A 12,772-nucleotide genomic window follows, 5' to 3' on the forward strand; every position below is an offset into this window, starting at 1 on the left:
CTACTCCATCTCCGCAGGCGGCTCCTGGGTGCGCGGACGCGGCAGCGGGCGGGGCGGAACCCAGGGCCGGTCGCCGCGCCAGGCCCGGTCGGACAGCACGCGGGGACCGGCGGGTTCGAGCCAGACGGCGTGCGCGCCGTCGCGCCAGACGGAGAAGCGGTCCACGACTTCGCTGCCGCGGCAGTCGCCGCGGACCGGCTCGGGGGAGAGGATCACGGGCACCTGGCCGCAGGCGGGATTGGGGCCGCGCTCGAAGGGCGCGCGCTGGCCGCGCGGCGGCATGGGTGGGCGGAGCAGGATCAGGCCTGGGGCGCCGTCAGGGGCGGCCATCGTGCAGGCCTCCGGCCTGCAGCGGATGCGTGCCGCGGCAGGTTCGCCCTCCTCCGGAAGCGGAGTCGCCTCCGTGTCGCCCAGCCCGCGCAGCCAGGAATCGCCAATGAAGCGCGACGCGCCCGGGCGGCGCTCCAGGAACACCTGGCCGCCGGATTGGAGGGCGAAGAGCCGTCCGTCGGCCGAGGCCATCGCGTCGGGCAGGCGCACGAACTGCCAGGCGACGAGGCCGGCGGCGATCGCCAGGAGGCCGAGGAGCCTCCAGCGCGTCCGCCACAGGCAGAGCCAGCACAGGCCGAAGCTCAGCAGCGCCAGGCCCTCGGCCGGCAGGGGCGCCGTGGCGAGCGCCGCGCCCGGCCAGCCAGCGACCTCGCGCGCGACGGCCAGGATTCCCCCTATGCCCCAGCCCATCAGGCGAAGCGGCCAGGCCTCGAGGCCGAACGGCAGCAGGGCCAGCGCGGCCATGCCGGCGGGCATCACCAGCAGGGAGGTCAGCGGAACGGCCAGCGCATTGGCGGCGACGCCGTAAAGCTGCAGCCGCCCGAAATGGTGCAGGCCGAAGGGCGTGGTGGCCGCGCCCGCGATCGCCGAAGTCGCGACGCTGCCGATCACCACCAGCGCCGGACGCCACCACCAGGGCCGCGGCGTGCCCGGCCGAGAGAACCAGGGGCGCGCGGCCTCATAACCCGCGATCAGCGCCATGACCGCGGCGAAGCTCATCTGGAAGGAAGGGCCGAGCAGCGCCGCCGGCTGCAGGGCCATCACGCCCAGGGCTGCGAAGGCGAGCACGCGCGGGCTCAGCGCGCGGCGGCCGGCGAGCAGGGCCAGCGTCACCAGCACGGCCATGAGGAAGCTGCGCTGCATCGGCACCTGGCTGCCGGTGAGCAGCATGAAGAAGAAGCCCATGGCCAGCGCCGCGATCGCCGCGAAAGGGCGGGTTCCCCAGCGCAGCGCAAAGCCGGGCCAGAGGGCGAGCACCGCCCGCACGGCGCCGAAGGCCAGCCCCATCACGATCGCGATGTGCAGCCCGGAGACGGAGAGCAGGTGCGCCAGGCCGGAATCGCGCATCGCCTGCATCTCGGCCGGCGGGATCGCGCTCTGCCCGCCGGTCAGGAGCGCGGCTGCGACGGCGCCGACCGCGCCAGGCAGGATCCCCGTCACCCGCGCCTCGATCCGCGCGCGCGTCGCGGAAAGCGGGGGGGCGGCGCCGCCCCGGTCCAGGATCTCCAGCGGACCCAGCGCGAAGCCCGAGCCGCCCACGCCCTCGAAATAGGCGGCGCGCTGAAAATCCCAGGCGCCCGGATAGGCCGGCGGCGAAGGGAGCCGCACCAGGGCGCGGATCGCGACGCGGTCGCCGGGCCCGGGGCGCGCGCGATCGTCGGCGCGGAGCCGGACGCGGACGAGTCGGCGGGCCGGCGGCATGTCCGGCTCCCATCGCGCGCCGGACAGGGTGATCCGGACGCCGCCCGGCAGCAGGTCAGTCTCCGCCACGGTGCCGCCCAGGACCACGGGCGTGCGCGGCAGGTCGAGTGGCGGCGGTGCCTGCGCGGCGTGCCAGGAGGTCAGCGCGAAGCCCAGCCCGGCGGCGCCGAGCAGGGCCATGGTCCAGGCCGCGAGCGGAAAGCGCGGCCGCAGCCAGAGCGCCAGGGGAGCCGGCGCCAGGGCCGCATAGCCCCACCAATCGGGCGGCTCGAAGCGCGGCAGGAAGTAAAGGAGAATCCCCGCCGCCACCGCGACCGGCAGCCAGAGCGCGAGCCGCCCCTGCTCGGCGGCGAGGATCGCGGCGATCCGTCCCGTTGCGAAAGGGCCGGATGCGGGACGGCCAGCCTCGCGCATCGGCGCGAGGGATCGGAACCACACCCAGGGTCGCGCGGCCGGCTGCATTTCAACCAGTCGTGCCCGACCCCTCAACCGCGAGCAAGCGCCGTGTTAAAGGGGGCCATGACCGTCCGCACCCGCTTCGCCCCCTCGCCCACCGGCTTCCTCCATATCGGAGGGGCGCGCACGGCGCTGTTCAACCAGCTCTTCGCCCGCCGGCACGGCGGCGCCTACCTGCTGCGCATCGAGGACACGGACAAGGCGCGCAGCACACAGGCGGCCGTGGAGCAGATCCTCGAAAGCCTGGCCTGGCTCGGCCTCAGCCCGGACGAGCCGCCGGTCTTCCAATCCACGCGCGAGGCGCGCCACGCCGAGGTCGCGCGCGAGCTGCTGGCGCAGGGCAAGGCCTACCGCGCCTACGAGACGCCGGAGGAGCTCGTCGCCATGCGCGAGCGCGCCATGGCCGAGAAGCGCCCGCCCCGCTACGAGGGCGTCTGGCGCGACCGCGAGCCCGGCCCCGAGCAGGAGGGCCAGCCCTTCGCCATCCGCCTGCGCGCGCCGCGCCCAGAGGAGGGAACGGGCGAGACGGTCGTCGAGGATCTGGTGCAGGGCACGGTGCGCGTCGCCAATACCGAGCTGGACGACATGATCATCCTGCGCTCCGACGGCACGCCGACCTATCTGCATGCCGTCGTCGTGGACGATCACGACATGGCCATCACCCACGTCGTCCGCGGCGACGACCACCTGACGAACACCTTCCGGCAATGCATGGTCTACGACGCGATGGGGTGGCACCGGCCGCGCTTCGCGCATATCCCGCTGATCCATGGCGCGGACGGGGCCAAGCTGTCCAAGCGCCACGGCGCCGTCTCGGTGCTCGACCTGCGCGAGCAGGGCATGCTGCCGGACGCCGTATGCAATTATCTGCTGCGGCTGGGCTGGGGGCATGGCGACGAGGAGATCATCTCGCGCGAGCGTGCGGAGAAGATCTTCGACATTGCCGATGTGGGCCGCGCCGCCTCGCGCATGGACTACACCAAGCTCGCGCATGTGAACGGCGTCTACCTGCGCCAAGCCAACCCTGAGGCGCTGCTGCCCGAGGTGCTGCGGCGCCTGACCGCCGCCGGCGAGGGCTTCGGGACGGACAAGATCGCCAAGCTCAAGCTGCTGCTGCCGGCGCTGCAGGAGCGGGCGAAGAGCCTCGCCGAGCTCGCCGACAGCGCGGCCTTCGTGGTGGCCGATGGCGCGCCGGAGTTGGACGAGAAGGCGGCCGCCGTGCTGACGCCGGAGGCCAAGGGACGGCTGGAGGACCTGGCGCAGTTCCTTTCCGGCGCCCCCTGGGAGCGGGCGGATCTGGAGCAATGGCTGCGCGACTATGCCGATGTGAAGCAAGTGAAGCTGAAGGAGATCGCGCAGCCGCTGCGCGTGGCGCTGACCGGCAGCACGATGAGCCCGCCGATCGACCTGACGCTCTTCGCGCTCGGGCGGGACGAGGCGCTGGCACGGATGCTGACGGCCGCGGGGGATGATCTGCCGCCGCCGATCTAGGATCGGCGCGCGCGCCCGTCATGAGGGACGCGGGCATCCCGCCCGGATGACATGCGGTCGGGCCTTGGCTTCGCCTTCACGGACCGAACCTCGGCATTGGGCCGCCCGTCACGAGCCGGCTTCAATGGGCTGAAGCCCGAACAGGAGACGCCATGAACCTCGCCCGCCTCCTTGCCGCGCGCGCCGCGGCCGGAAAGCCCATCACGGTCGGCGTCATCGGCGCCGGGAAGTTCGGTTCCATGTTCCTGGCCATGGCGGCACGCTCGCCCGGCATCCATGTCGCCGTCATCGCCGACCTCGCCCCGCCGCGCGCCCGCGAGAACCTGACGCGCATCGGCTGGTCCCCTGAGCAATCGGCGGCCGCTTCCCTCGGGGCCGCCCTCGCTTCCCGCGCGACCTGCATCACCGAGGATGCTGCCGCGGTGAACGACCCGCGCATCGAGGTCGTGGTCGAGAGCACGGGCCACCCCGCCGCCGGCATCCGCCACGCGCTCGCCGCCATCGCCGCGCGGCAGCACATCGTCATGGTGAACGTGGAGGCCGATGTCCTGGCCGGGCCGCTGCTGGCGGCACGCGCGGCCGCCGCCGGCGTGGTCTATTCGATGGCCTATGGCGACCAGCCGGCCCTGGTCTGCGAGATGGTGGACACGATCCGCGCCATGGGCCTGCCGGTCGTCGCCGCGGGCAAGGGCACGAAGTACCTGCCCGCCTTCCACGAATCCACGCCGGAGACGGTCTGGGGCCATTACGGCCTCACGCCCGGGCAGGCGCAGGCGGGCGGGATGAACCCGCAGATGTTCAACTCCTTCCTCGACGGCACCAAGAGCAGCATCGAGATGGCGGCCATCGCCAATGCCACCGGCCTGCTGCCGCCGGAGGACGGGCTCGCCTTCCCGCCCTGCGGCGTGCAGGACCTGCCGCACGTCTTCCGGCCGCGCGTGGAGGGCGGGCATCTGGCGCGCAAGGGCGTGGTCGAGGTCATCTCCTCGCCTGGAGCGTGACGCGCGGCCCGTGGCCGGCGACCTCCGCTGGGGCGTCTATGCCGTCTTCGAGGGGGAGACCGACTACATCCGCCGCTGCTTTTCCGAATACGGCGTGCACACGGATTCGACCGGCCGCTACGCCGCGCTCTGGCGGCCCTACCACCTGATCGGCCTGGAACTCGGCGTCTCCGTCGCCTCGGCGGCGCTGCGGCGCGAGCCCACCGGCTGCGGCGAGGCCTGGCGCGGCGACGTCGCCGCCACCGCCAAGCGCGATCTGCGCGCCGGCGAGATCCTCGACGGCGAGGGCGGCGCCATGGTCTGGGGCAAGTGCATCCCCGCCGCGCGCAGCCTTGCCGCGAACGCGCTACCCATCGGCCTGGCGCATGGGGTGAAGCTGCTGCGCGACATCCCCAGGGGCGCTTCGCTGCGGCAGTCGGACGTGGCGCTCGACGGCGCGCTTGAGGCGGTGAAGCTGCGACGGGAGATGGAGGGCCTGACGCTGCCCCTTTTGACCGCGGAGCAAGGCGGTTAGGCTCGGGGAAACCGCATCTGGAGGAAGCCTTGCAGAACCTGTTCGACCTGACCGGCAAGGTCGCCATCGTCACCGGCGGCAGCCGCGGCATCGGCCGCGCGATCTGCGAGCGGCTGGCGCAGCACGGGGCGAAGGTCGTGGTGTCGTCGCGCAAGCTCGACGCCTGCCAGGAGGTGGTGGACGCCATCAAGGCCGCGGGCGGTACCGCCATGGCGATCGCCTGCAACATCGGCCGCAAGCCGGAGCTCCAGGCGCTGGTGGACCAGACGGTCGCGGCCTATGGGCAGGTGGACATCCTGGTCTGCAACGCGGCCGTGAACCCCTATTTCGGCCCGACCCAGGACATCCCGGACGAGTCCTACGACCGGATCATGAACTCCAACGTGCGGTCGAATCTGTGGCTCTGCCAGATGGCCATCCCGGCCATGGCCGAGCGCGGCCAGGGCTCGGTCATCATCGTAAGCTCGATCGGCGGGTTCCGGGGCTCGGCACGGCTCGGCATCTACGGCGTCTCCAAAGCCGCGGACATGCAGCTGGCGCGTGCGCTGGCCGTCGAATGGGGGCCCAAGGGCGTGCGCGTGAACGCGATCGCGCCCGGCCTGGTGAAGACCGACTTCGCGCGCGCGCTCTGGGAAGATCCGGCGAACCTGAAGAAGCGCACGCGCGACACGCCGCTGCTGCGCATCGGCGAGCCGGACGAGATCGCGGGCGCGGCGGTGTTCCTGGCGAGCGCGGCCTCCGGCTTCATGACGGGGCAGAGCATGGTGATCGACGGCGGCGTGCTGGCCGGCCCGCCGGTGCTCGACGAGGAATAGACGATACCGGCCGCCACCGGCCCCGACGTGAGCGGGGTGGACGAGATGTCCCCCCAGGCAACTTCTGTCCGCGACGCCCCTCCATCGAGGGGTGCGCCCAGCGGCGGCAGCCCGCGGGCCGCGACCGGTGGTGGCGGGACCGGCCCGCGACTGGCGCGGACCGGACAGGGAAGACGCCGCAAACACGCGCGGGGCCTGGTGGCAGCCGGAAACGGGTCGGGTTGATCGACGTTACCGGCCGCCGCCGGCCGTGACGTGAGCGGGCATCACGCCCTGGCGAGATCTTTCCGCAACGCCCCTCCATCGAGGGGAGCACCCGAACGAGGCGGCCCGCAGGCCGCGCCATCCGGTGGCGGGACCGATGCGCGACAAGATCGCGCATCGGACTGGAACCTCACCGCGAACACGCGCACCAGGCGCGACGGCGGCCGGAACTCGGGGCGTGATCGCGTCACGCCCTCAGCACTATGCCGGGAGATTTTCGGCGATGTACGGCGGGAGCTGGAAGGCGCCCGCATGAATCTCCGGCGTCCAGTACCGGGTCTTGCCGAGGATGCCCGAGGCCTCCGCCCGCTTCCGGATCTCGGCCGCCGGCACGTCCCGCAGGCCCTTGGCCTTTGCCGCCCAACCGAGCGTCATGTAGCCGCCGACATAGGTGGGGACGGCCGCCACATAGGCCCAGATGTCCGGGAAGAATTTTCCACGGCGCTCGGAGGTCTCGCGCAGCTCGTCGGCCTGCATGAAGGGCACGCCGCACTGGTTCACGATCAGCCCGTTAGCGCTCAGCAGCCGCGCGGCGTTCTGGTAGAACTCGTCGGTGAAGAGCACCTCGCCCACGCCGATTGGGTCCGTGCTGTCCACGATGACGACGTCGAAGGAACCGGCCTCCGCCTTGCGGACGTAGTCGATGCCGTCCCCGACGATCACCTCGGCGCGCTTGTCGTTCCAGGCGTCGCCGGCGATGCCCGGAAGGAACTCCTTGGCCAGCCGGATCACCTCGCCGTCGATCTCGACCATGACGGCCTTCTCGACATTGCGGTGCTCGAGCACGCGGCGCAGCACGCCGCCGTCGCCGGCGCCGATGATGAGCACGCGCTTGGCCGCGCCATGCGCCAGCAGCGGCACATGGGTCAGCATCTCCTGGTAGACGAACTCGTCGCGCTCGGTGATCTGGACCACGCCGTCCAGCAGCATCACGCGGCCATGCGTGAAGCTCTCGAAGATCATGATGTCCTGGAAGTCGCTCTTCACGCGGGCCAGCTCACGCTTGACCGCGAAGCGCTGGCCCCATTCGGGGTAGAGGGTCTCGTTCACCCAGGAATCGGTCATGGTCTCACCTCATCGACAGGCGGGGATCAGAAAGAAGAAGGGGCCGGACGTTGCCGCCCGGCCCCGCTTCGTATCCAACTCGGATTTACGTCAGCCGATCAGGCCGCGCTTGTGCTCGGCGAGCTGCACGCGCTCGGGCAGGAAGCCGCGCTTCAGCGCCGGGATCGCCTTGTAGGGATCGCAATCGCCGCAGACGAAGATGTCCAGCGCCGCATAGTCCCGCTCCGGCCAGGTGTGGATCGACACATGGCTCTCCGCCAGCACCAGCACGCCCGACACGCCGCCATTCGGCGAGAAGTGGTGGAAGTGCCCGTGCAGGATCGTCGCACCCGACGCCAGGGCGGCCTCGCGCAGCACCGCATCGATATGGCCGGGGTCGTCCAGGTTGGTGGCGCCCCAGAGGTCGATGATCAGATGCGTGCCGGCGTAGCGGACGCCGTTGCGCTCGACGAAGTAATCCTTCTGTTCCACCAAACCATTGGCAGCCGAAGCATGAGTCGTCTGGGCGTCGCTCGGAAGAAGATCCGAGTCCATCCCCAGTCGGACGAGAGAGTCCATTTCGGGTTCCCTTTCCCACCAGCAGATGACCAGGTGTATCGGCTGTGCGGCCACGGCGGCCGTCGGTTCGATCAGGTCAGCGGAGCGGGCATATGGGGCATGGGGGTCGGGGGGTCAAATGAAAATGCGCCTTTTCGGCCCGAAAAAATCGCGGACCTCCCCCCCACCCCACGCAAGACTCATCCTGTCGTCCGCAGGGCTGTCCGCAATGGCTCCAGACTTTGCGGCAATCGCCGGAAGAGATTCAGTTCCCGGGCCAGACGCGGCAGGTCCGCGAGGCCCCGCACTGGATCGGCCGTCAGCACCTCGAAGGCGGCAGCCAGCTCGGGCCGGGCCATCCGCGCCGCATAACGCGCCCGATGGGCGGCGAGGCCGGGCTCGTCGCCCGCCATCGCCAGAAACACCGCGTTGCGCAGCGCCAGCCGCTGAAGGGGCTCGGGCAGCGACGCCGGCCCTGCGGGGGCGAGGCCGGCCAGGTGACGGGACAGGGCCGCGGCGGCGCCGGCGAAGTCGCGCGCCTCGGCGAGGATGTCGGAAAGCGCCTCGTCTCCAGCCGGGCCGAGGGCCTTCAGGGCTTCGGCCGCCAGTTCGCGATGGCCGCGGCGGGCCTCTGCCTGGGCCGCGAGAAGGCTCCTTCGCTCGATCAGTTCCGGGGCCAGCCGCGGCGCGGAGCTGATCGCCAGGGCTTCCAACGCGCCCGCGGCATCCCGTTCGCCGAGACGCTGGGCTGCAAGCCGCGCTCCGAGGGCGGCGCGGCCCTCGCCGGCCGGAAGGCGCTCCATCGCGCGGCGCAGCAGGCCGGCGGCGCGATCCGGAAGATCGAGCGCGGTCAGGCGGTCGGCCAGCAGGGCGAGCGTCGCCTCCCCGGCCTCGCCGCTTGGCAGCAGCTCGGGATGGGCATCGTACAGGCCCACGGCGCCGAGCGGCGGCTCGGTCTCCAAGGCCTGCAGGAAGGCCTGCTGGGTCAGGTCGCGCAGGGCCGGCGCGCGATCGGGAAAGAGCGCCTCCGTCTCCCGCAGGAGAGCGAGTGCGGCGCGTGGGTCACCCGCCTGGCGACGCAGCGCAGCCAGGCGCTCGCGGGTGCTGATCTCCTGCGCGTCGCCGCGCCAGGCGAAGAGGGTTAGCTCCAGCTGCCTGGCGGCGCCGGCCGCGTCCAGGCGGCCCGTGGCGAGACGGAGCTCGATCCCGCGGCGCACGGCGCGGGCCCGCATCAACCTGTCCCGGCTGGCGGCGGCGGCCTCATAGGCTCCCAGCGCGGCATCGGTATTGCCCTGGGCTTCCTCCAGCAGCCCCTGGGCCAGAAGCAACGGCGGGTCCTCGCCCGCAGCCTCCAGGAGCCGTCGGGACGCGGCCGGCTGGCCTCCCTCGGCCAAGGCTTCGGCCGCGATCGGCAGGAGGCGCCGCCGCAGGCCCTCGGGATAGGACAGCAGCAGGGGAACCGTCGCGGCCAGACCAGGCGCCGCGGCGCCGGCCTCGCCCTGGATGGCGACGCGCAGGGCTCGCCAGAGGATGATCTCGTCCGAAGCCGGCAGCTCCGCATCCAGCCCCCGGGCTTCTGCGGAGCGGCCCGAGAGGAGAGCCGCCATGCCGGAGAGGAAAAGCTGCCGGCCATCCCGGGCGGCAGACGGACTCTCCTGCACCGCCAGGCGCAGCATCGCCTGCGCCTCCTGCGGCAGGCCGAGGGCCAGGAGCGTCTGCGCCGCCGCGATCCGCGGCTCGGCTCGCAGCAGCGGAGCGGCCGCACCGACGCTCGCCTGCTGCGACCGGAGCCGCTCCTGCAGCGCCGGAACGGGCTGCGACGGGATGTCGAAGCTGCGGGTCATGCCCGTCTCCGCCAGCCCGCCCTCGAGCGTCCCGTTCGCCACGGCCACCGCGCCGCCCTCGATGGAGAGCAGGAAGCGCCCGCTGCCGGCGCGCAGCGCGACCCGATCGGCCCGGGCCAGCACGGCGACGCCGAGGAAGGTCTCGAGCAGGTCGAATTCAGCGAGGTTCCGCGTCGCCATCTGGCGCGGTGCCGCCGCCGACACGGTGCCGATGAGAAGCGGCAGGCCGGTCAGCGGGTCGTTCACCGTCACCACGCGGGAGGGCCGCTCCGTATGCAGCACGGCCTGGCCGCCATCGATCTCGGCGCGCAAGGGAGCGGCGATCGTCGGCTGCTCGCGCGGCACCGGCACCACGAACCAGTCCGGCCCTTCCTGCCGCAGGACGAGTTGCCGGTCCGGCGCCAGGGTCCAGGAGATCAGCGTCGCGCCCGCCAGCCGCTGGGCCTGGATGCCGGCGAAGGCCGGGGCGCGGAGCAACGCCCCGAACTCGATGGGGCGTTCGGTCTCGAGAAGCACCAGGGCCTGCTCGCCGCGGCGTAGGGCCGCCGCGGCGACGCCGGCGCCGGCCGGGAGTCGAAGGGCGGCGCCCTGCCCCGCCTCCTCGACGAGACGGGCCCGGATGGGCTGGGGACCGGCCAGGCCGGCCAAGGGCGGGAGGACGCTCAACGGCGGCGGCGCGGAGGCGGTCGGCGCCACGTCCAGGAGCGAGCGCGGACCCACCGCGCCCGGAGTGGCGCGCGCAGCCTCGCGCGGCGGCGCGGCCGTGGCGGCGAGGTTGCGCGGCGTCTCGACCGCCGGAGCGGGCGCGGCCCCGACTGGAGGAGATGCCGGATTTGGCGGAGCTTCGGGCATCGGCGCGGGTCCGAATGCCAGGCGCGTGGACGGCGGCAGGGGAATGGGCGGCGGAGATGGCGGTGCTCCGGCGAGAGGCCCGCGCGCGGTGTCTTCGCGGCCGCTCGCGGGCGCGGGCGCTGCTTCGCGGGCGGGCCGCGCCTCGGCCTGGGCGCCGCCCCGCCGGGGCGCGGTTGCAGCCGCCGGCGGCCGTGCCGCCACATCTCCAGAGGGGTCCATGATGTCGAAGGCGACTTTGGGACCGTTCCGGAAGTGGCGGATGCGGGCCCCGGGGCGCAGCGTCAGCTCGATGGCGCCTGCGGTCCGGTTCACGGCCAGGAGATTGCGCGGAAGCCGGCGCGCGCCCGTCAGGTCGATCGCATCATTGTCGGGGAATCGGAGCAGGACGCGGTCGCCCTCCTGCTCCATCCGATAGCGTGGCGCGGCCGTCCAGTCGAAGACGATGCGCCCGAAGCCTGGGTGATCGCCCGTCCTGACGCCGATCCGGTCCTGCGCCGCGGCCGAGGCCGCGAGCAGGGCGAATGCCAGGCCAACCGTCGCGCGCCGCATCAGTCGAAGCTCGCCAGCAGCTTGTCGATCTCCTGCTGGCTGCTTGCGGAGGCCGGCAGCTGCGGGCCGTTCGCCAGCGCGCGCCCTTCCGTCACGGGGGTGACCGGCACGGCTTCCTCCGGCCGTGGCGGCGCGTCGGCGCCCGAGGAGAAGCGCGCCGTCACCGCGGCAACACGGCCCTCGATCGCCTTGAGCGCCGAGACGACCTTGCTGATGCGCTGCCCGGTGATGTCCTGGAAGCTGCAGGCCTCGTAGATGCGGGTCACCGCCGCCCCGAGCTTCTCACTCTCCGACGCCGGGACGCGCGACTGCATGGCCTCCAGCCCCTCGCAGACATCGAGGATCTCGTTCGTCGCATTGGCCGTGTGCTCGACCACGGCATCCAGCTCGTCGGTCGCGCGGGGGATGTGGCTCGCGTTGATGTCGTCCACGCGCAGCGCGGCGATCTCGGTCTTGGCCCGCTGCACCTCGCGGCCCAGCGCCTCAAGTTCCGAGAGCAGCGTGGCCTCGGTCATAGTCATATCGCCGGCGAGGCTGCCGAGCACCTGGCGCACGGCCTGCTCGATCGCGTCGGGATGGCCCTGGGACGGGTTCACGTCATGCATGGACCAGCACCTTCTCGATCTTCTCGCGCAGGGTCTCGGCGTTGAACGGCTTCACGATGTAGTTGGAGACACCGGCCTGCTTCGCGGCCACGACGTTCTCGGTCTTGCTCTCGGCGGTGATCATGATGAAGGGCAGGTGCTTGAGCCGGGCATCGGCGCGCACCTCCTTCAGCAGGTCGAGGCCCGTCATCGGCTCCATGTTCCAGTCGCTGATGACGAGGCCGAAATTGCCCGCGCGCAGCTTCGCCAGCGCCTCGGCCCCGTCGGTCGCTTCCTCGACATTGTCGAATTCGAGCTGCTTGAGCAGGTTGCGGATGATCCGCAGCATGGTCTTGTAGTCGTCCACGATGAGGACATTCATGCTCTTGTCCATGGCCATAGTCGTGCGGTCCTTTTCGCAACGGGTTCGGGAAGGTCAGTCGTTCGGGCGCGCGCGATGGCGGGCGAGCTCGGTCGTCACGAGCCGCGCCCGCTCGGGACGCATCGCGGCGAGCACCGGGGCGGCCTTGTTCTCGCGCATGCGGTCGACGACCTGGATCAGCACCGGCATGTCGAGATCGTCGAAGATGCCGGCGGCGTCACGCGGCCGCATGCCCTCGTAGAGTCGGACCATCTGGCGCCAGCCCTGCTCGGTGCGCTCGTCGCGCGAGCGGGCTTCCGCCTCCAGCCGCTGCTGCAGGGCCGCCAGCTCCTCGAGCCGCCCAGTCAGGCGGCGTTCCACGGCGGCGGCCAGCATCTCGCGCTGCGAGAGTGCGGCCTCCCGCCCCTCGATCTCGGCCCTGCGGGCCCGCAGGGCCTCGAGCACGGCGCGTTCGGCCAGGGCTTCGGGCGTGGGCGGCGCGGAAGCTTCGGCGACCTGCCGTGGCGGCGGCGGGCCCGCGGGCGGCGGCGCGGGCGCCGGCGCGCTCGCCACGGCCGGGCTCACCAGGGCCACGGACGGCGCCGAGCCGTGGCGAAGCGCCTGCAGCTTTACCCCGAGCAAGGTCAGCATGGCCAGCAGCGCCATCGGCAGAAGGCGGGGGCGCAC

Annotated in this window: 11 protein-coding genes; 4 read left to right on the forward strand and 7 right to left on the reverse strand. The window is 72.4% G+C overall.

Annotation, left to right across the window (positions count from 1 at the left end; all coding sequences use genetic code 11):
- A complete protein-coding gene (locus tag EJV46_RS17805; protein ID WP_240782621.1) occupies window positions 1-2,190 on the reverse strand; it encodes a ComEC/Rec2 family competence protein in 2,190 nt (729 codons plus the stop codon).
- An 81-nt stretch (window positions 2,191-2,271) separates the two neighbouring features.
- On the opposite strand from EJV46_RS17805, the gene gltX reads away from it, so the two are divergent.
- The 4 genes from gltX to EJV46_RS17820 all read left to right on the forward strand — a co-directional run bounded on the left by gltX (window position 2,272) and on the right by EJV46_RS17820 (window position 6,029).
- A complete protein-coding gene (gene gltX, locus EJV46_RS17810; protein ID WP_131550039.1) occupies window positions 2,272-3,699 on the forward strand; it encodes a glutamate--tRNA ligase in 1,428 nt (475 codons plus the stop codon).
- Window positions 3,700-3,851: 152 nt separating this feature from the next.
- A complete protein-coding gene (locus EJV46_RS23330; protein WP_240782622.1) occupies window positions 3,852-4,700 on the forward strand; it encodes a hypothetical protein in 849 nt (282 codons plus the stop codon).
- 10 nt (window positions 4,701-4,710) lie between these two features.
- A complete protein-coding gene (locus EJV46_RS23335; protein ID WP_240782623.1) occupies window positions 4,711-5,214 on the forward strand; it encodes an SAF domain-containing protein in 504 nt (167 codons plus the stop codon).
- 29 nt (window positions 5,215-5,243) lie between these two features.
- On the forward strand, window positions 5,244-6,029 hold the full coding sequence (locus EJV46_RS17820; protein WP_131550040.1) for an SDR family NAD(P)-dependent oxidoreductase: 786 nt from the start codon (window positions 5,244-5,246) through the stop codon (window positions 6,027-6,029).
- 465 nt (window positions 6,030-6,494) lie between these two features.
- On the opposite strand, the gene speE is transcribed toward EJV46_RS17820, so the two are convergent.
- The 6 genes from speE to EJV46_RS17850 form a co-directional block, all read right to left on the reverse strand.
- A complete protein-coding gene (gene speE, locus EJV46_RS17825) occupies window positions 6,495-7,358 on the reverse strand; it encodes a polyamine aminopropyltransferase (RefSeq protein WP_131550041.1) in 864 nt (287 codons plus the stop codon).
- 90 nt (window positions 7,359-7,448) lie between these two features.
- Entirely contained in the window at window positions 7,449-7,916 is a 468-nt protein-coding gene (gene speD / locus EJV46_RS17830) for an adenosylmethionine decarboxylase (RefSeq protein WP_131550042.1), read from the reverse strand.
- A gap of 179 nt (window positions 7,917-8,095) precedes the next feature.
- On the reverse strand, window positions 8,096-11,140 hold the full coding sequence (locus EJV46_RS17835; protein WP_131550043.1) for a hypothetical protein: 3,045 nt from the start codon (window positions 11,138-11,140) through the stop codon (window positions 8,096-8,098).
- A complete protein-coding gene (locus EJV46_RS17840; RefSeq protein ID WP_131550044.1) occupies window positions 11,140-11,745 on the reverse strand; it encodes a protein phosphatase CheZ in 606 nt (201 codons plus the stop codon). The genes EJV46_RS17835 and EJV46_RS17840 overlap by 1 nt, the downstream gene beginning before the upstream one ends.
- Window positions 11,738-12,124 (reverse strand): chemotaxis response regulator CheY, encoded by a 387-nt coding sequence (locus EJV46_RS17845; RefSeq protein ID WP_131550045.1) that lies wholly within the window; start codon window positions 12,122-12,124, stop codon window positions 11,738-11,740. Before EJV46_RS17845 ends, EJV46_RS17840 begins: the two co-directional genes overlap by 8 nt.
- Before the next feature lie 36 nt (window positions 12,125-12,160).
- Window positions 12,161-12,772, reverse strand: coding sequence for a MotE family protein (locus EJV46_RS17850; RefSeq protein WP_165585598.1), 612 nt, complete (start codon window positions 12,770-12,772; stop codon window positions 12,161-12,163).

This window comes from Roseococcus sp. SYP-B2431, from assembly GCF_004336745.1.
GTDB lineage: Bacteria > Pseudomonadota > Alphaproteobacteria > Acetobacterales > Acetobacteraceae > Roseococcus.